This is a genomic window from Streptomyces sp. CNB091 (genome assembly GCF_000377965.1).
Genome location: NZ_KB898990.1, coordinates 338,119 through 355,946 on the forward strand (window position 1 = coordinate 338,119; position 17,828 = coordinate 355,946).

At 70.6% G+C, this 17,828-nt stretch carries 16 protein-coding genes, 1 tRNA gene and 1 pseudogene; 11 read left to right on the forward strand and 7 right to left on the reverse strand.

Annotated elements, in window-relative coordinates:
- Nucleotides 1-2 precede the first annotated feature (2 nt).
- The 5 genes and pseudogenes from D581_RS0101445 to D581_RS01000000136660 all read left to right on the forward strand — a co-directional run bounded on the left by D581_RS0101445 (nt 3) and on the right by D581_RS01000000136660 (nt 2,322).
- The gene (locus D581_RS0101445; RefSeq protein WP_018955444.1) at nt 3-374 is read left to right on the forward strand and encodes a DUF742 domain-containing protein; all 372 of its coding nucleotides are present in this window, start codon (nt 3-5) and stop codon (nt 372-374) included.
- Complete coding sequence (locus D581_RS0101450; RefSeq protein ID WP_018955445.1) at nt 352-975, forward strand: GTP-binding protein; 624 nt, start codon at nt 352-354, stop codon at nt 973-975. Before D581_RS0101445 ends, D581_RS0101450 begins: the two co-directional genes overlap by 23 nt.
- Nucleotides 972-1,556, forward strand: a complete 585-nt coding sequence (locus D581_RS0101455) for a GAF domain-containing protein (RefSeq protein ID WP_018955446.1) — start codon at nt 972-974, stop codon at nt 1,554-1,556. The genes D581_RS0101450 and D581_RS0101455 overlap by 4 nt, the downstream gene beginning before the upstream one ends.
- A 56-nt stretch (nt 1,557-1,612) precedes the next feature.
- Nucleotides 1,613-1,868: pseudogene (locus D581_RS1000000139220) on the forward strand (ABC transporter ATP-binding protein); the annotation flags it as partial.
- A 43-nt stretch (nt 1,869-1,911) separates the two neighbouring features.
- A complete protein-coding gene (locus tag D581_RS01000000136660; RefSeq protein WP_018955449.1) occupies nt 1,912-2,322 on the forward strand; it encodes an MmcQ/YjbR family DNA-binding protein in 411 nt (136 codons plus the stop codon).
- A 274-nt stretch (nt 2,323-2,596) separates the two neighbouring features.
- On the opposite strand, the gene D581_RS0101475 is transcribed toward D581_RS01000000136660, so the two are convergent.
- Entirely contained in the window at nt 2,597-3,499 is a 903-nt protein-coding gene (locus D581_RS0101475; protein WP_018955450.1) for a transketolase family protein, read from the reverse strand.
- 65 nt (nt 3,500-3,564) lie between these two features.
- Nucleotides 3,565-4,275 (reverse strand): transketolase, encoded by a 711-nt coding sequence (locus D581_RS0101480; protein ID WP_018955451.1) that lies wholly within the window; start codon nt 4,273-4,275, stop codon nt 3,565-3,567.
- Nucleotides 4,276-4,402: 127 nt separating this feature from the next.
- Here D581_RS0101480 and D581_RS0101485 point away from each other — a divergent pair.
- A tRNA-Pro gene (locus tag D581_RS0101485) sits at nt 4,403-4,476 on the forward strand.
- Nucleotides 4,477-4,823: 347 nt separating this feature from the next.
- On the opposite strand, the gene D581_RS0101490 is transcribed toward D581_RS0101485, so the two are convergent.
- Nucleotides 4,824-6,437 (reverse strand): FAD-dependent oxidoreductase, encoded by a 1,614-nt coding sequence (locus tag D581_RS0101490; protein ID WP_078625525.1) that lies wholly within the window; start codon nt 6,435-6,437, stop codon nt 4,824-4,826.
- A 427-nt stretch (nt 6,438-6,864) separates the two neighbouring features.
- The gene (locus D581_RS0101495) at nt 6,865-8,382 is read right to left on the reverse strand and encodes an amidase (RefSeq protein ID WP_063738185.1); all 1,518 of its coding nucleotides are present in this window, start codon (nt 8,380-8,382) and stop codon (nt 6,865-6,867) included.
- 138 nt (nt 8,383-8,520) lie between these two features.
- Here D581_RS0101495 and D581_RS0101500 point away from each other — a divergent pair, with 138 nt between their 5' ends.
- Nucleotides 8,521-9,654 carry a PucR family transcriptional regulator gene (locus D581_RS0101500; RefSeq protein ID WP_158688565.1) on the forward strand — a complete coding sequence of 378 codons (1,134 nt, stop codon included), beginning with the start codon at nt 8,521-8,523 and terminating at the stop codon, nt 9,652-9,654.
- Nucleotides 9,655-9,950: 296 nt separating this feature from the next.
- On the opposite strand, the gene D581_RS1000000141805 is transcribed toward D581_RS0101500, so the two are convergent.
- Entirely contained in the window at nt 9,951-11,126 is a 1,176-nt protein-coding gene (locus D581_RS1000000141805) for an RsbRD N-terminal domain-containing protein (protein ID WP_018955455.1), read from the reverse strand.
- A 1,120-nt stretch (nt 11,127-12,246) separates the two neighbouring features.
- Between D581_RS1000000141805 and D581_RS0101510 the strand changes: the two genes are divergently transcribed.
- Genes D581_RS0101510 through D581_RS0101525 form a run of 4 tightly spaced genes read left to right on the forward strand, consistent with a single transcriptional unit; the run spans nt 12,247 to nt 16,218 of the window.
- Entirely contained in the window at nt 12,247-14,037 is a 1,791-nt protein-coding gene (locus D581_RS0101510) for a bifunctional S-methyl-5-thioribose-1-phosphate isomerase/methylthioribulose 1-phosphate dehydratase (protein ID WP_018955456.1), read from the forward strand.
- A 26-nt stretch (nt 14,038-14,063) separates the two neighbouring features.
- Entirely contained in the window at nt 14,064-14,642 is a 579-nt protein-coding gene (locus D581_RS0101515; RefSeq protein WP_018955457.1) for a hypothetical protein, read from the forward strand.
- Nucleotides 14,639-15,397, forward strand: coding sequence for an acireductone synthase (mtnC, locus tag D581_RS0101520; protein WP_018955458.1), 759 nt, complete (start codon nt 14,639-14,641; stop codon nt 15,395-15,397). Before D581_RS0101515 ends, mtnC begins: the two co-directional genes overlap by 4 nt.
- Nucleotides 15,394-16,218: an S-methyl-5'-thioadenosine phosphorylase gene (locus tag D581_RS0101525; protein ID WP_026290076.1), complete on the forward strand. Its 825-nt coding sequence runs from the start codon at nt 15,394-15,396 to the stop codon at nt 16,216-16,218. The genes mtnC and D581_RS0101525 overlap by 4 nt, the downstream gene beginning before the upstream one ends.
- A gap of 121 nt (nt 16,219-16,339) precedes the next feature.
- Here D581_RS0101525 and D581_RS0101530 read toward each other — a convergent pair whose 3' ends face one another.
- Entirely contained in the window at nt 16,340-17,566 is a 1,227-nt protein-coding gene (locus tag D581_RS0101530) for a beta-ketoacyl-[acyl-carrier-protein] synthase family protein (protein WP_018955460.1), read from the reverse strand.
- Complete coding sequence (locus D581_RS0101535) at nt 17,563-17,805, reverse strand: acyl carrier protein (protein ID WP_018955461.1); 243 nt, start codon at nt 17,803-17,805, stop codon at nt 17,563-17,565. Before D581_RS0101535 ends, D581_RS0101530 begins: the two co-directional genes overlap by 4 nt.
- Nucleotides 17,806-17,828: the final 23 nt, after the last annotated feature.

Genomic DNA, 17,828 nt, shown 5'->3' on the forward strand with positions numbered 1-17,828 from the left:
GGATGCCGGCTCCGCAGGACGGACCCCTGCTCGACGACGCGGCCGGCCGGCTGATCCGCCCGTACACGATCAGCAACGGCCGCACGCGGCCGTCCACCGCGTTCGACCTGCTGTCCCTGATCATGGCCACGGGCATCGAGCCGGACATTCCGCTCGGCCCGGAGCACACCGTGGCCCTCGGCATGTGCGAAGGGCCGATGTCCGTCGCCGAGATCGCCGCACACCTCCGGCTGCCCGCGGTCGTCGCCAAGGTCATCCTCTCCGACCTGGTCGCCTGCGGCGCGGTCACCGCGCACGCTCCCGCTTTCCAAGACATGCCCACCGACCGATCCCTGCTGGAGGCAGTGCTCGATGGTTTACGACGACAGCTCTGACCGCACCCGAACCTCCGAGTTCTTCCCCGTGGCACTCAAGGTCCTGGTCGCCGGTGGATTCGGAGTCGGCAAAACGACGTTCGTGGGCGCGGTCAGCGAGATCGCGCCGCTGAGCACCGAGGAACTGCTGACCCAGGTCAGTGTGGGGACGGACGATCTGGAGGGCGTCGAGTCCAAGACGGCCACCACCGTCGCCATGGACTTCGGCCGCATCACCCTCTCTGAGCAGCACGTGCTCTATCTGTTCGGCACACCGGGCCAGGAACGCTTCTGGTTCATGTGGGACGAACTCTCCCAGGGCGCGCTCGGGGCCGTGGTGCTGGCCGACACCCGGCGCCTCGCCGAATGCTTCGCCGCCGTGGACTTCTTCGAACGGCGCGGCATCGGTTTCATCGTCGCCGTCAACGAGTTCGACGGCGCCTACCGCTACGAGCCGGACGAGGTCCGCGCCGCGCTCGACCTCGGGCCCGAGGTACCCGTGGTCCTGTGCGACGCCCGGATCGCCAGCTCCGGAACGGGCGCCCTCGTCACCCTCGTACAACACCTCATCAACGCCACCACGGCGCCCGCCCCACTACAGACCTTCGGAGCCCGCCCGTGACATCCTTCGCCGCCGGCCGGATGCTCCTGACGCCCACCGACCGGCACGGCCCGGCCCGCGCGGAGCGGCTGCGCAAGCTGGATCTCGGCGAACGCCCCGACGCCTCCTACGACAACTTCGACGCCTTCGCCGACAAGGTGGCCGAAGTGACCGCCACGCCCTTCTCGATGGTCAACTTCATCGACGAGAACCGGCAGTTCTTCGCGGGACTGCACACTCCGGCGGGCAACCGCGGTGGCCAGGACCTCGGTTCGGCCGCGGCGGGCAGCAACCGCAGCAGCCGGTACATGGCCCGCGACCACGGCTACTGCCCGCACGTCCTCGTCCGGCGCAAGGCCCTCGTCCTGGACGACGTCTGCGACTACCCCCGCTTCGCGGGCAATCCGGTGGTGGACGACATAGGCATCCGCTCCTATCTCGGGGCGCCGCTGATCGACCGCACCGGCATCGCGCTGGGCACCGTCTGTGCCGTCGACACCGTGCCGCGCCCCTGGGGCCGGGCCGGGCTCGACACCATCAAGTCACTCGCCCATGAACTCGTCCGCCAGATCGACGGCCGGGAGGGCCACCACCCCCTCTGACATCCCCCCGCGGGTGGTGCCGTACTCAACTCCCGGGCGACGCACCGACGCTGCGGGTCCTCCGGATGGACGAGCCGTTCGGCGCGCTCGACGCCCTCACCCGCGAGCAGATGAACACCGAGCTGAACCGGATCCGGCGCACCACCGGCACCACGGTCCTCCTGGTCACCCACTCCATCCCGGAGGCAGCCCCACCTGGCCGAACGGGTCGTGGTGATGAGGCCGCGCCCCGGGACCCTCACGGAGATCATCGAGGTGGGCCCGCCCGTCGAGCGCGACTACGACGAGACGCTGGGCCGCCCGGCGTTCCGCGTACATCCGTGATCTGCTGGGCGCGGGGAAACGGAGGCCCGGGATGACCGAACATGCCGCGATCACCGCCGCCGATGTCCGCTCGGCCGCGCTGTCCCTGCCCGACACCACGGAGAAGCTCGCCTGGGGGCAGCCCACCTTCCGGGTGGCGGGCAAGATCTTCGCCTCGCTCGGCGACGACGAGACGGCGATGGGAGTGAAGTGCCCCAGGGAGGACCGTGCCGAGCTGATCGCCGCCGAGCCGGAGAAGTTCTTCGTCCGTGAGGGGCACGACGACCATTACGCCTGGATGCGCGTCCGGCTGTCCGCCCTGGAGGACGCGGATGAACTGGCCGCCATCCTCGCCGACGCCTGGCGGCAGGTCGCCTCGCACCGACTGGTGGCGGCGCACCCGGAGCTGGACGGGCCGGGGGGCGGGGTGGCGAAGGAGGGCGAGGGTGAGGCCGAGGGGTGAGCGTGGTGGGTGACCGGTCGCGGGCGGCCGGGGGTGTGCGGCCGCGTCGGTGGGGTGGGCCGGGCCGGCGGTGCGGGAGTGCGGGCCGGGCCGGCGGTGCGAGTGTGCGGGGACCGGCGGGCGGGCCGACTGCGGGGGCGCGCGGCGGCCCGATCGCGCGGGCTTGCCTCCGCCGGGCTGACGGGGCGGCCCGATCACGGGGGAGTGCCCGGCCTGGCCGGGCTGACGGGGCGGGCGGAGCCAGTGGGTCGGGTTGGTGGGTGGGCTCTGCGGATCAAGGGTGCAGGAACGCGGTGATCCGCTTCCGCAGGCCCTGCGGGTCCAGACCGTGCGCCGCGAGGTGCTCCTCCAGCTGACCGTACCGACGCAGCTCGGCGCGGCCCACCCCCAGCCCGAGCACCCGGTGGGGCAGGTCGATCAGCGCTTCGCCCGCCGCGGTGGCGGAGGTGCCCGCCAGATAGGGCTCCACGATCACCACGTCCGCGGTCGTGGCCGCACCGGCGGCCCGGCGCACCCCCGCCGCGTCGAACGGCCGCACGGTCGTCGCGTACAGCACGGTGACGTCCAGCCCCTCGGTGGCGGCGAGGACGTTGTCGAGCATGGGGCCGACCGCGATCACGGTCCCGCGCCGCCCTTCGCGCACCACGGTGAACCCGGCCGTGCCGCTCACCGGCAGCGCCTCCCGGTTCGCCTGGAGCGAGAGGCGTACGTACACCCGGTCGTCGCCGACGACGGACTCCCGGAGCAGGGCCTCGGCCTCGTCCGGATGGCCCGGCACATGCACGGTCCAGCCGTCGAGCGTGTCCAGGAGGGCCACGTCACCGGGGGACATGTGCGTGAAGCCCCCGGCCGGCCAGTCGTACGAGCCGCCGGCGCTCACCAGGATCCCCCCGACCCCCTGGTGTCCGAAGTCCAGCTTGACCTGCTCGAACGGTCGCTCGACCAGGAAGCTGGCGAAGGTGTGCACGATCGGCCGCATTCCCGTCAGCGCCATCCCCGCACCGGCCCCGACCAGCAGTTGCTCCCGGATTCCGACGTTGATCACCCGGTCCGGGTGGGCGCGCCGGGCCGGGGCGAAGCCGTCGGCGCTGATGTCGGCGAGCACGACGGCCAGCCGGGGCTCCTCGTCCAGGAGCCGCGAAGCGGTGCTGATGAATCGGTCACGCATGGTGTCCATGAAGGGGTCCTTCCCGGGGGCTCCGGTGTGCGCAGCGGTGGTGGTGCGGGGGGCGGTCGGTGCGGTCAGCTCTTGGGTTCGACGCGGGCGACGACGGCCAGGGGTTCACCCGGGTGGGATGTGGTGAACGCCGTGTACAGGGCCTCGTGGTCGCGACCGTCCACGGTCACCGCCGCCCACCCGGCGGACGCGAAGCGGGAAGCGATGCCGCCGGGCCAGCCGTGGGTGGCGGACGCGTTGTCGATCACCAGTGTGTGCAGCTGTTCGAGCCCGGCGGGGCCAGCGTGGGCGATGGCCTCGTGATTGCTGCCTTCGTCCAGCTCGGCGTCGCCGATCAGGACCCACACCCGGGGGTCGGTGAGGCCCTGGGCGCGCAGCCCGAGCACCGTTCCGACGGCGAGCGGCAGCCCGTGACCGAGGGATCCGCTGCCGATCTCCGCCCCCGGCACCAGCAGTCGGTCCGGGTGGTGGCCGAGCGGCGAGTCGTACGCTCCGAAGCCGGGCAGCAGCTCCTCGCCGAAGAAGCCGTGCGCGGCGAGGACGGCGTAGTACGCCATCGGCCCGTGTCCCTTGGACAGCAGGAAGCGGTCCCGCCCGGGGGCGTCGGCCGTGTCCGGTGTGACGCGGAGCACCCTGTCGTAGAGCACCCACAGGGCGTCGAGCGTGGAATGGGCGGCGGGGGCGTGCTTCTCGGCGCCGGTCATCAGGGCGATCAGGCGGTCCAGGTCATGGAATGCGAGGGGGCCGCGTACCGTCGAGGCGGTCGTGTTCGTCATGACACCGAGCGTTCAACATCAACCACGGTTGAGGTCAAGCACGGAATGGTGTTGGTGACCACCTGCTGGAGTGCGGTATTGTTCTCATGCGCGTTCAGCCAGGGGAAACCCCAGGTCAGACGGGCAGCGGGACGTGGCGCAGCTTGGTAGCGCACTTGACTGGGGGTCAAGGGGTCGCAGGTTCAAATCCTGTCGTCCCGACTGGAGACAGTCGCAGATCAGGGCCGGTTTCGGAGCAATCCGAAACCGGCCCTTGATCATTTTTGGGGACCAGTTGGGGACCAGTTGGGGTCCGGCGTCCTTTGCCGTCAGGGGCGGGTGGATGCCGCCGGCGTTGTCGGAGACGCCGGCGGCGGTGACCAGTGCTGCGCGTCCATCATCCCGCAGTGACATACCGGTACACCGTCGACCGGAGCGGGATGTCCTTCGGTAGCACGACGCCAGGCGCACCCGGTGCGTACTACATGGATGATCGCGTCCACGATCCGCCCACGCGCGGCGGCGCCGTCGCCTCTCGCAGTCCGCTGGGACGGCGACGCCGCACCGGCCTATCGGGCCAGCGCCCTGGTGTGGATCTCCGTGACGACCTTGCGGGCGGAGGTGAACGCTCCGTGCTGCCAGGCGACGGTGTTGCTGAGCCAGTCACCGGCGAAATAGACGTTCCCGGTCGGCCGGTTCAGGGTCTGGTACTCGATCCCCGTCTGTGAGGACCATCCTGCCCAGCCGCCCTCGATGAACGGGGTGCGATGCCACGCCACACTGAAGGAGGAGGCCAGCTCGGTGCGGTACTTCTCGCCGTGAATCTTCACCCCCTGGCTGACCGCCCTGCGCTCACGGTCGGCGTGTGACAGCCTGCCGTAGGCGGCAGCGGATTCCAGGGCGTTGTAGTAGCCGATGATGACACCGCGGTTGGCGTGATAGCCGTGCGACGGGTACCAGATGGTGCTCAGGTCGTTGTCGGTCGGTGTGACGCCGCCGTAGATGCGCTCATCCGTCTCCCACCACCGGCTCCGGTACTCCAGGCCGATCTTGCCGGCCTCCCATGGCTGGGGTGACAGGAGCGCGGCCGTGACGTCCGAGCCGAGGTTGTGCTGGACGCGGGCCATCACCATCGGCGGGATGGCCGCGACCACGAAGTCGGCGTGCTCCGTGACGGACCCCCCCTGTGCGTTCACCCAGGTGACCGAGGCGCCGTCCGAGCGGTTGGCCACGGCGGTCGCACGGGCTCCGTACTCGATGCGGCCGCTGCCGATCGCTCTGGCCAGCGCCCTGGGAATGGCGTCCATGCCGCCCACCGGCTGGAACATCATCATGGCCTGCTGGTAGTCGAACTCGAAGGAGAAGCGGAGTCCCAGTCCGCTCGCGATGACATCGGAGAGGGAGGGAGGCGGGGTGAGAACCGTACCGGCCTCCAAAGCGGCTCCGGGCTCGACCGAGTAGCCGCGCCGGCTGCTGCCGGTGTACGCCCAGTTGCCGTCCCGGCCCTTGATGTCGCCGAAGTCCTTAAGGAATTCGAGCAGCCGCTCCTTGTCGGTCGCGGTCAGCGCCTGGTCCAGCGCGCCCTGGTCGGTGGCCTTGGCGAGGAGTTCGGACACATAGCCGTACACGTCGGCCTTCGCGGTCCGCCAGCGTACCGGCTTCCCGGCGAGCGCCGCGCTGTTCTCGTGGTAGATGTACGCGTTGGCGTTCTGATTCGCGAACGCCTCCAGCGGGATGCCCAGTTCACGGCAGTACTCCAGCGTCACGTGCGACTGGGGTATTCGGCCCGGTCCGGCGTTCATGTAGTGGCCGGGAGCGAAATTGGCCGTCTGGGTGCGGCCGTCGAGATCGGTCTCCTTCGTTCCGCCGCGGACCGTCCAGTTGCGGCCGCCCGGACGGTCCTTCGCTTCCAGGACGCGGCAGTTGTATCCGGCCTTGCCCAGTTCGTACGCCGCGGCGAGGCCGGCGATGCCGGCACCGAGGATGATGACCTTCCTGCCGTTCCGCCTGCCGACCGAGGTGAAGTCGCCCTGCCTCGGCGAACGGAATTCACTCGCGTGCACCTGAGGAGCTGGTGCGAACCCGAGTGCCCCCATGGCCGAATACAGCACACCGGCGCCCCCCGATACCCCCACCGATCTCAGGAAATTGCGTCGAGAAGTCTGTGCCACCATTTTCTCCATTCCCCCAGGGCCCGGGATACCTCGTCCGGTGCTGCTTCTCGGTGACGCTCTGGCCGTGTGGGGGGAGGCGTGACAGTGGCCGTGCACCCGGAGAGGCTCCATGGGCTTTGTGTCGTGAACGTGTTTACCGTGCTCATCGCCCCGGGCAAGGCCGCGGCATGTGCCGAGGCCGTGCCGGCCGGGCGATGGTGTGACGAGCGCACCGATCCGTCATGAGGACACCCAACGGATGGTCCGGCCGTCGTATCGCGTCGCGAGGCGACGCGACGCCTGATGGTCCGGCCCGGCACCGGAGGGCGGTGGGCGCAGTCCAGTCCATGCGCCTTCACCCCGCCCTCCCGCCCGCGCGGTCCTTCTCCGCTGCGGACGACGCGCCGGCCGTACCTGTACGCCTCCCCGGCCTGGATCCGGCCGCGGGAGGACGGTCTCAGCGGCTGACCGCCGCGATCGTGCGGTAGTGCGGGGCCCAGGGCCGTATGCGCTCGACGGCCGCCGCTGCCGAGAGAACGTCGGCGTCCGCGAAGCGGCGGCCCGCGATCTGCAGGCCGACGGGCAGGCCGTCGTCGGTGAGCCCCGCCGGCACCGAGATGGCCGGATGCCCCGTGAAGTTGAACACCTGGGTCAGACACCAGCCCAGGATGGGATCCACGTCCTCGCCGTCGACGTTGTCCGGGCCGACGGTCCATCCGTCGTCCGCGTTGTCGCAGCCGGCGATGGCCAGTGTGGGACTGATGACGAGGTCGTAGCGGTCGAAGAGGTCGGCGAAGGCGTCGTAGATCACCGTTCGTACGACCTGGTCACGGCGTCCGTCCATCAGAGTGCGTCCGTCGGTGCGCTCGATCATCGCGCGCAGGGCCCACGGGAAGTCCTCCCACGGTTCGTCGCGCAGGTCGACGCCCTCGGCGGCGAACGCCTCGACGACGGTCGACGCGATGGCGCCCGCGTTGCGCACCCACAGGTCGGTGGCCTCACGGTGCGAGACCGGGAGCACGAACCGCGGCCTGTCCACGTGAACGCCGGCCTCCTCCAGGGCCGCCACCGCGTCATCGACCACCGCGCGCACACCGGCCTCGACCGGGAACCCGCCCAGCGTGGGCAGGTAGGCCACGCGCAGACCGCCCGGATCGCTGCGCGTGGCCGCCAGGAAGTCCGTACCGTCATGGGGGACGCTGCTCGGGTCGCGAGGGTCGTCGCCGACCATGCACGACAGCAGCAGTGCGCAGTCCTCGACCGAACGCGCCAAGGGGCCGTTGCTCATGTACGGGATCTGGCACAGGAACGCGTCAGGACGCACCGCGTCGGCGACACGGCCGAAGCTCGGCTTGAACCCGACCACGCCGCACAGAGCGGCCGGGATCCGCACCGACCCGCCACCGTCCGAGCCCTGCGACAGCGCGCACAGCCCATCGGCCAGCGCGGCGGCGGAACCGCCCGACGAACCACCGGAGTTCATTCCCAGGGCGAACGGCGTACTGGTCGGCCCGAACAGCTTGTTGTCGCAGAGTCCCTTGTGCCCGAACTCGGGCGTGTTGGTCTTCCCCAGCACGATCGCCCCGACGTTCTCGAGCGCGGCGACATGCCGGGCGGTCTGTTCCGGCACGTAATCCCGGAACGCCGTGACCCCATACGTGTTGGGCATGCCGGCCTTGTAGTCGAACAGATCCTTGATGGCGATCGGCACCCCGTGCAGGGGGCCGGCGAGGCGCCCGCGCATGAGCTGCCGCTCCGATTCGGCCGCTGCCGCCAGTGCCTGGTCCGCCGCCACGTGAACGTAGGCGTTGAGCGCGGGATTGCGCTGCTCGATACGGGAGAGGAACGCCGCGGTCAGTTCGCGTGGCGAGATGTCACGCCGGCGGATCCGGCTCGCGAGTTCGGTCGCCGGGGTCAGACATAACTCGGTGATCTCGGACAACGAAGCCCGCGGCTTGTTTTCGGTGCTGCTCATGACCCAACTGTGGTGGCTCGATGCGCGCCATGCCATGTGCAGGGTGGGCAAGCCTCGACGTAAAGCTGCGCACCCTGAGAAGCTTCACCTGTGACTGACGAGGCCGAATTGCTGTGTGTTGCCAGGGATCAACTCCTTGTGTCCAGAGATGTGTTGACGGGGAGGGTCATCGACGGGATCAGACGATTAGGCGTCGGCCGGGAACTGATCGACGAGCCGGGGCTCGCGGAGACGGTGGTGGCCGAGACCCGTGCGGTGCTCCACCAGCTGATCAACGCGCTGACCGACGACGCGGAGCCCCTGTGCCCCCCGGAGACACGCCACATAGCCCGGCTGGCGGCGCGCAACGGCACACCGGAGCGCGACGTGCTGGACGCCTACCGCGTGGGCCATCGCTTCCTGGAGGAGGCGCTGATCGACGCGATACCGGACTCCGCGGACACGTACGCGGCCCTCGGCGCGGTACGGCTCGGCACCAGGCGCCTGTTCGCCGAGATCGAGCACCTCTGCGAGCTGGTGGTCGTCGAGTACCGGGAGGAGGCGGAGGCGATCATGCGTGCCCGGGGCCCGCGTCAGCTCCGCGCGGTCCGGGCGGTGCTGAGCGGGGAGCGTCCCGCGAGTCTGGATTTCTACAACGTGCGCGGTGACCATGTCGCGCTGGCCGCTTCGGGTCCGGAGTCCGAGCGGGTCGTACGGACGCTGGCGCGCGCGGTCAAGGCACCGCACTGCGTGGTCCGGCCGGATGAGGAGCTCAGCTGGATGTGGATCGCCGTCCCCCAGGCGGACGTGGTCATCGCCGCGGCGGAGGCAGCCGCCGAGAGCGGCTGCTGGGTCGGTGTGGGAGAGCCGGCCCGGGGGCCCAAGGGCTTCTGCGATTCACACGCGGAGGCACGCATGGCCCTCCGGGTCGCCGCGTACCAGAAGCGGCCCGTGCTGCGGTTCTCCGCCTCGGCGCCCGAGGCCATAGCACTGGCCGACATCGAGGCGTCGCGGACCCTGATCCGGCGGCAGCTCGGGGACCTGTCGCAGCCGACCCGCCAGGCGGCGACCGCCCGCAGGACGCTCAGCATCTACCTCGGCTGCGGGTCGAACGCCAGGGAGACCGCGCGGCGTCTGCACGTCAGCAGCCGGGCCGTCGCCTACCGGCTCCGGCACGCCGGTGACCTTCTTCCGCCGGGCACGGACGCGGGATCGCTGGAGACCGCCCTCGCGCTGCGCTTGCTGGAGACCCTGGGAGCCGCTGATCCGGACGGCCGGGACCAGCGGCCCTGAGACCGGCGGGCCGTTGCCGGTCCTCCCCGGGGGCGCGGAAGCCGGGACGCGACGGGGCGCCGTCTCGGCGCCGCCCGTGTGCGGCTCCGGGTGGAGCGGGACACCCGGGCAAGACCACCCCCTGGGTCCTGTCGTCGAACTCCCGTCGTCGCCCGGAGGGCGGCCCCGCGAGGTCAGGTGCGTGCTCTCGGCGTGCCGGGCTCACGTCCTCGTACTGGACGTACTTGGGCGGGTGCCCCGTGCGGCGAGAGTACGCACCTGACCTCGCGGGGCAGACGGGAGTTCGACGACAGGGCCTAGCGCACCGTCGGCCGGCTGATGGTCAGGGGCAGCAGCCGAAGCGCGAGCCCGAGTTCGAGGGAGGAGATCCGGGTGTCCGGCGGCAGGAGAGCGCGCGCCGCCTGAAGCCTGTTGGCGACCGTTCGCTCCGTGAGCCCGAGCCTGAAGGCCGCGGACCGGGCGTTCTGTCCGGATGCGAGGTAGACCTCAAGCGTCGTCCGGAGCGACTTGTGCCGGGCGCTCCCGCCCACCAGCTGGCCGAGGCGGCGGTGGACCAGGGCGCGTGTGGCATCGACATCAGCGAGGCCGATGGCCTCCGGTTCGATGTCGGCGAAACGCGCGCTCCTGCGTCCCGTCCAGTCGCACACCCGGAAGGCGGACTGGGCCTCCCGGTGGGACCGCCGGAACCCCGCGACATCCTTGCCCGGCTCACCGGCACCCAGACAGCCGCGCTGCGTCCGTTCCGCCACGGCCTCATGGACGTCCGCCGGACCGACGGAACCGCTGAACCACGCCCATACGATGTTGCGGTCGGTGAACACGGAGATCGCGTTGTTCTTGCACTGGTGCGCGAAGGCCGCCAGGCTCGTCGCCGTCGGGCCCTGCGCCACGACGGCGACATGTTCCGCGCTCAGGTCGTAGGAGGGCAGTTCGGGTACGGGCCCCGCCTCGTCGAGAACCGACCGCACCGCTTGCAGCCGCAGCGCGTTCTCGTCGCTTCCGATCATCTCCGTCTCGTCCAGGTACTCAGTGGTCACGAGGCCGATGAGACATTCCGTCTGGCGCAGTAACTGAAGACAACAGAACTGCAGGACGCTCAAGGCGGAGGAGGGCCCTATTCCCGATTCCCGTGCCGCTTGGAAGAAGGAGTCCTGGACCACGCCGTGCGCTATCCGGTAACTCGATATGACATCCTCCAGCGGCGTATCGTGCAACGCCGCGAGACGGGCGAGATGCCGGGCCCCGTGCGACTGTATGGGGACTCTCTGCCGGTTCCCGAGCCCTCGCAGGAACTGTGCGACGAGCATCTCGGTCTCCAGCCGGACCACCCCCGTCAGCGCTGGATCGGTCGCGAGCGGACTCGTGGGTATTCCGTCGCGCCAGATCGCTATGAGTACTTTGTCGACGAGGACGGACTGATGCTCCAGAAGCCATTCCGTGAAGATGCGGATACTGCTGTCGGGTGCCGTCATATCGATCGCGTCCTTCGATGCTCAGAGTGACCAGACCTGTGTCGCGGAGGTGTCCGCCGGCTGCGGGCCGACGGGGGGCGGGGCTGGAGGGCGGCGCGGTGTTGGGGTGAGCGCGGCCGTGCGGGACGGCTTGCCGGGCGGGGAGTCCGGGCGAGTCCAGACGCGGACGTCCGGCGGGCATCAGCCCGTGGGACGGGGGGAACCGCTCGTGAGGCTCTTCCCGGGGCGGGGTGCGCGACGGCGGGCGTGGGGCCTGCGACGTTGGAGCCCCGGTGGCAGGGCCGCTCGCGGTGACGAGGTCTCCCGCCGCCGAAGGGCGGGAGCCATGCCTCGCTTGTACGTGTGGTTCATACGCCGGCGAGGGGCGGTGGGGCGCAGGGCTCGGCCAATACCCGCCAACTCTTGCTCCCACCCGTCGTTTGGCTGTCAGCATTCCACTTACGGGCGTCAAGTATATGAGCCCGGGTGAATGTACAGGCCGGTCAATAGTATGTCGACTCGACGTCTGTTCCGGGACGCGCATGACTCCCATGAAAACGCCGGGGGTGTGCCCGCCCCGTGAGCCACCGGAGAGCGCGGCCTGCGGCCGGTGCCACACGTGCCGGAGCTTGGCCGAAAAAAACAAATACTGAATGGTCGGTAACACCTGGCGGCGCGGGAGCGGGAAGGCGAGAGGAAGGTGAGGCGCCGGTTCCGCTGGACGCCGTCGTCGGGAGTGGCCGTGCCCCCTTTTCGGACAACGCCCGCGGGCGTTGTCCGAAAAGGGGGCACGGCCGCCCGCGAGGGACCCGGGCGCTTCGGCAGCGCGCCGATTTCCCGGACCGGGAAGATCTCCAGAATATATTTCCCGCTGCTGTCATTGTCCGGGCGCATCGGGCGATGGCAGGCTGACCAATATCGAAAAGGCCCCGCCACCCACACCGTTGCGTCCCGGTCGTCCCCCGTCGATTCTCCCGTTCCTCATGCTCCCCCGCACGCCTCGGTTCGAGCCGAGGCGATGCGCCGTGCCGCGAACCGTCCGCCCGTCATGCGGTGTTCGGCGTCCGGCACTCCTCGCGTACGGAGGGGACATACCCCTCCGTACGACATACAGCAGTCCGGCTCGTCCCAAGGGAGGATCATGACCACCCGTCCCGCTTCCACGGACACGGGCACTGGCCCCGCCGTGCCCCCGTCGACCGACGAGGTCCGACGCCCGCACGTGGCTCCCTCGCTCGTCTGGTCCGACGGGGCCATCTGCGTCATCGACCAACGAGTGCTGCCGCACGAGACCCGCTGGGCGCGCCTGGAAACCGTGGACGAGGTGATCGAAGCCATCCGCTCGCTCGCGGTGCGCGGCGCCCCCGCGATCGGCCTGGCCGGAGCGCTCGGCGTGGCCCTCTCCGCGCGCGCACACACGGCGGACAACGGCACCACCGACATGGCGGCGGTCCGCGCCGACGCCGAAAGGATCGCGACCGCCCGGCCGACCGCGGTGAATCTGGCGTGGGCGGTCGCGCGGGTGCTCGAACGACTGCCGGAGGGGCCCGACGCGGTGCTAAGCGCGGCACAGGAGGCGATCGAGGAGGACATCGCCACGAACCGGAGGGCCGCCGTCGGTGCCGCGGACCTGGTGACGGCGATCCGGCCCGACCGCCCCCTTCGCATCCTCACCCACTGCAATACCGGCCGTCTGGCCACGGCGGCGGTCGGCACCGCGCTCGGCGCGATCCTGGAACTGGCGGCCCGCGGCCGCGTGGCCGAAGTGCTGGTGGACGAGACCCGCCCCCTTCTCCAGGGCGCCCGGCTCACCGCCTGGGAGCTGCGGGAGGCGGGCGTGCCCTACCGGCTGTGCCCCGACTCCGCGGCCGCGGCGGCCATGTCGAGGTCCATGGTGGACTGCGTCCTGGTGGGCGCGGACCGCATCGCCGCGAACGGTGACACGGCTAACAAGATCGGCACGTATGCGCTGGCCGTGGCAGCCGCGCGGCACGGCATTCCGTTCATCGTCGTGGCGCCGGAATCCTCGTGGGACCCCCGACTGCCGGACGGTTCCGGGATCGTCGTCGAGGAACGCGGTGCGGAGGAGGTGACGACCCTGGGCGGCGTCAGGATCGCACCCGACGACGCCCCGGTGTTCAACCCGGCCTTCGACGTCACACCGCGTGAGCTGATCACGGCAATCGTCTCCGAGTCACGGGTCCTGCGGCCGTCGCAGAAGTCGGACGCCGCCCCGGATGGGGAGACGGACGGACGGCAGAGCGGCAGCGGCGCGGAGTCCGGCCACCGGATACGCGCGGCCAGGGCCCTCGCCGACCACTGCCGCCCTCTCTACGTACAGGGCTGGATGCCGGGGACCTCGGGCAACCTCTCGGTGCGGCTGCCCGGACAGCCCTCCCAAGCGCTCATCACGGGCAGCGGTTTCGCCAAGGGCTCCCTCGGACCGGCCGACATGGTGCTGGTGGACGCCGGCACCGGGCGGCCCGTCCTGCCTGTCGGGGACGGACCGCGTCCGTCCGCCGAGACCGCCATCCACGCGGCCGTCTACCGCTCGGTGGATGCGAACGCCGTCGTGCACGTGCACTCACCGTATGCCACGGCCCTGGCCCGGCGGCTGGGCGCGGCCGACCGGCTCTCCTGGCTGGCCCTCAAGGACCTCGAACTGCTCAAGGGGCTAGGTCTCAAGGACTCCACCCACGCCGATCTGCCCATCTTCCCCAACTGGCCGGACGTCGCCCGTATCGCCGACGACGTGGCCGCGTATCTGTCCGACCGCCCCGAGTCGCCGCCGGTGCTTCTCCTGGCGGACCACGGGGTGACGGTCTGGGGCTGCGATCTGCAGCAGGCGCGCAACCGTCTGGAGTGCGTCGAGGCCATGTGCCAACTGCTGTTGCTCACCGGTGAGCCGGACACGACCCGTCCGGCCGCGTAACGCCCCATGCGAAAGGAAGATTCGACGTGACTCTCCTGCAGATCATGCCGGACGACGCACCGGAGACGGTGCTGCTGCGAACCCGTGACGACGAGCGCGTCATCAGCGAACTCGACGCTCACGGCGTCACGTTGCGGCGCTGGCCGCTCCGGACCGGCGACACGCCGGGGCTGGACGATCAGGCCCTGCTGGACCTGTACAGCGACAAGATCGCAGAGGTGTGCGACCGCGATTCCATGAAGCTCGTCGACGTGGCCCGGCTGCATCCCGCCCCCACCGAGGAATGGCGCGAACGGGCAGCGAAGGCCCGTACGACCTTCCTGGAGGAGCACCAGCACAGTGAGGACGAGGTCCGCTTCTTCGCGCACGGCCGCGGCCTGTTCACCCTGCACCTGGACACGCATGTTCTCGCCGTCCTGTGCGAGGCCGGAGACCTGCTGTCGGTGCCTGCCGGTGTGCGCCACTGGTTCGACATGGGGGAGCGCCCCGACTTCGCGGCCATCCGCTTCTTCCAGGAGGAGGACGGCTGGGTGGGGGACTTCACCGGAGCGCCGATCGCCGACCGTTTCCCCCGGCTGGACGAGCTGATGGGAACCGCCCTGTGACCAGTCTCCGCGCGAACGCGGTGGTGCTCGACATCGAGGGCACCACGGGCTCGCTGGCGCATGTGCGGGGCGTGCTGTTCCCCTACGCGCGACAGAGGCTGTCCGGCTGGCTCCACGAGCACCGGGACGACCCCCGCCTGAAGGACCTGCTGGCCGACATACGGCAGGAGTCGGGACGCCCCGGACTCGGCATCGCGGACGCGGCGGCGCAACTGGCAGCCTGGTCGGACGCGGACGTCAAGGCCGCCCCGCTCAAGAGGGTCCAGGGCTGGATCTGGGCCGAAGGCTATGCGGCGGGCTCCTTGCACGGGCATGTGTACCCGGAGGTGCCCGAGGTGCTGCGCAGGTGGCGGGCCGACGGCATCAGCCTCTATACGTACTCCTCCGGATCCGCGGAGGCCCAGCTCGACTGGTTTCGCCACACCGAGTTCGGGGACCTGTCCGTTCTGCTGGACGGCCGCTTCGACCTGGAGACCGCGGGCCCCAAGAATGCCCCGGACTCGTACCGGCGGATCCGGGACATGATCGGGGTTCCGGCCGGGACGTGTGTCTTTCTGAGCGACAGCGGGGCCGAACTGGACGCCGCCACCGCAGCGGGATGGCACAGCGTCGGCGTCCGCAGGGACGACGATCCGCGCGGCTCCGGTGTGCCCGATCACGTCACGGTGCCGGCCCTGACCGCCCTGAGCGTGCGGCCGGCGAAGGACTCCGACCGTACCCCTGAGAAGAACACCGGAAAGGTGCCCTCCGCATGAACACCGCTAGTGATGCCCTCGCTCGTGCCGAGATCGGAGTGATCGGTGGCACCGGGTTCTACGCCCTGCTGTCCGACGCCACGGAAGTCACCGTGTCCACCCCGTACGGAGACCCGGCCGACGCCGTGACGGTGGGCACGGTCGGCGGCCGGCGGGTCGCCTTCCTGCCCCGGCACGGCCGCGACCACTCCCTCCCGCCTCACCGCATCAACTACCGGGCGAACATCTGGGCGTTGCGCTCCCTCGGCGTACGGCAGATCATCGCCCCCTGCGCCGTGGGATCGCTGCGCCGCGAATTCGGGCCGGGCACCGTCGTCGTCCCGGATCAGGTGGTGGACCGTACGGCGGGCCGGCCCGCGACCTTTTTCGACGACGTCGTCTCCCATGTGTCGTTCGCGGACCCCTACTGCGCCGCGGGCCGGGCCGCCGTGCTCAAGGCGGGGGCCGAGAGCGGCGGCGAGCCGCTCGTCGACGGGGAAGCGATGGTCGTGATCGAGGGTCCGCGCTTCTCCAGCCGCGCCGAGTCCCAGTGGTACGCGGCGCAGGGGTGGTCGCTGGTGAACATGACGGGGATGCCGGAGGCGTCCCTCGCCCGCGAACTGGCCCTGTGCTACACGTCGGTGGCGCTGGTGACGGATCTGGACGCGGGACTCGACGCCGAGGAGAGCGTGGCCCAGGAGGACGTCTACGAGGTCTTCTCCCGCAATCTCGGGCGCCTGCGCGATCTGGTCCTGGCCACCGTGGCGGGGCTTCCCGAGGACCGCGTTTGCCACTGCGCACGCGCGCTGGACGGCGTGGACGCGCCTTTCCTCGCCGGCTGAACGAAGCGCCGGGCAGGCGCGTGACCGGGGCGCGTGGGCTCCGGCAGCGGTTCGGTACGCTGCCGGAGCCCACGTCCCCCGCGAACAAGCGGGATGTTCGGCGCCACGAGGAACCGCACGGTCACACGCGGCTGAAGGCCAGAACGGTGTTCTGACCGCCGAAGCCCATCGAGTTGCTCAGCGCGAGGCCGACCTGGTGGGCCGTCGGGGCCGTGACCGCGTTGATGTCGATCTCCGGGTCCAGGTCCGTGAGATTGGCCGTCGGAGGGATGACGCCCTCCTCGACGGTGAGCACCGTGTAGGCGGCTTCGACCGCTCCCGCGGCACCGAGGAGATGTCCGGTGACCCCCTTGGTGGAGCTGACGAACGGCCCGCCGGAAACGACTCTGCGCAGCGTCCTCGCCTCCGCGAGGTCGTTGAGCGGCGTGGACGTGCCGTGCGCGTTGATGTACGAGACGTCGCCCGGCGTGGCGCCGGCGTCGGCCAGTGCCTGGCGCATGGCCTGTTCCAGACCGCGTCCTTCGGGATGGGGTGCGGTGATGTGATGGGCGTCCGCGCTCGTTCCGTGGCCGAGGATCCGGGCGCGGACGCGAGCACTCCTGGCACGCGCGTCCGCGGTGCGTTCGAGGACGAGGAGTCCGGCGCCCTCGCCGGCGACGAAGCCGTCGCGTTCGCGGTCGAAGGGGCGCGAGGCCCCTTCGGGGTGTTCGCTGCGCCGGGACAGGGCTCCCATATTGGCGAAGCCCGACATCGCCAGCGGCGTGATCATCGCCTCGCTGCCTCCGGCCAGGACGACATCGCACCGCCCGAGCGTCAGCAGGTCGCAGGCGGTGGCCACGGCGGTGCTGCCGGAGGCGCAGGCCGTGGCCACCACGAGATTCGGGCCCGTGGCGCCGAACTCGATCGCCACCTGTCCGGCCAGCATGTTCGGCAGATGCATGGCGAGCAGCAGCGGTGTCACGCGCTGGGGCTTCTGGCCGAGGAGCACCTCGTGCTGCTGCTCGTAGGTGTGGATGCCGCCCGCGGCACTTCCCAGGACCACGCCCACCCGGGCGCCGTCCCAGCCGGCGGGGTCCAGACCGGAGTCGGCCAGGGCCTCACGGGCGGCGACCAGGGCGAACTGGACGAAGCGGTCGAGGCGGCGGGCCCTCTGGCCGCCCAGCAGACGATCGGGATCGAAGCCGGGGACCCGGCAGGACAGCTCGACCGGCATGCCCTTCAGTTCGGGGTCGAGGGCGGCCTCGGTCCCTCGGGCCGCGCGCACTGCCGCCCAGTTGTGCCCGACGCCGACCCCGGCCGGGGTGACGAGCCCGAGGCCGGTGACCGCGATGTCGGTCGGCAGCGTCATACCGCGCCCTGGGCTGCCCGGTCCTCCACCAGCCGGCCCACGTCGGCGAGGGTCGCCAGGTCGCGCAGCTCGTGGTCCTGGATGTCCACATCCAGATCGCGTTCGAGGATGACGGTCAGCTCCACCAGGGTGAGGGAGTCGAACTCGACCTCCTCCAGGGTCGCCTCCGGCCGTATCAGATCGGAGGAGACCTTGAGTTCGTCAATCAAGATCTTCTTGAGCGCCTCAAAACCGTTCATGTCAGCTCCTTGACCGTTGTGTC

What these genes read in the sequence shown, in the direction of transcription:
- D581_RS0101445 (WP_018955444.1), top strand. Translation starts at nt 3, where the DNA reads ATGCCGGCTCCGCAGGACGGACCCCTGCTCGACGACGCGGCCGGCCGG.
- D581_RS0101450 (WP_018955445.1), top strand. Translation starts at nt 352, where the DNA reads ATGGTTTACGACGACAGCTCTGACCGCACCCGAACCTCCGAGTTCTTC.
- D581_RS01000000136660 (WP_018955449.1), top strand. Translation starts at nt 1,912, where the DNA reads ATGACCGAACATGCCGCGATCACCGCCGCCGATGTCCGCTCGGCCGCG.
- D581_RS0101475 (WP_018955450.1), bottom strand. Translation starts at nt 3,499, where the DNA reads ATGGACACCATGCGTGACCGATTCATCAGCACCGCTTCGCGGCTCCTG.
- D581_RS0101480 (WP_018955451.1), bottom strand. Translation starts at nt 4,275, where the DNA reads ATGACGAACACGACCGCCTCGACGGTACGCGGCCCCCTCGCATTCCAT.
- D581_RS0101490 (WP_078625525.1), bottom strand. Translation starts at nt 6,437, where the DNA reads ATGGAGAAAATGGTGGCACAGACTTCTCGACGCAATTTCCTGAGATCG.
- D581_RS0101495 (WP_063738185.1), bottom strand. Translation starts at nt 8,382, where the DNA reads ATGAGCAGCACCGAAAACAAGCCGCGGGCTTCGTTGTCCGAGATCACC.
- D581_RS1000000141805 (WP_018955455.1), bottom strand. Translation starts at nt 11,126, where the DNA reads ATGACGGCACCCGACAGCAGTATCCGCATCTTCACGGAATGGCTTCTG.
- D581_RS0101510 (WP_018955456.1), top strand. Translation starts at nt 12,247, where the DNA reads ATGACCACCCGTCCCGCTTCCACGGACACGGGCACTGGCCCCGCCGTG.
- D581_RS0101525 (WP_026290076.1), top strand. Translation starts at nt 15,394, where the DNA reads ATGAACACCGCTAGTGATGCCCTCGCTCGTGCCGAGATCGGAGTGATC.
- D581_RS0101530 (WP_018955460.1), bottom strand. Translation starts at nt 17,566, where the DNA reads ATGACGCTGCCGACCGACATCGCGGTCACCGGCCTCGGGCTCGTCACC.
- D581_RS0101535 (WP_018955461.1), bottom strand. Translation starts at nt 17,805, where the DNA reads ATGAACGGTTTTGAGGCGCTCAAGAAGATCTTGATTGACGAACTCAAG.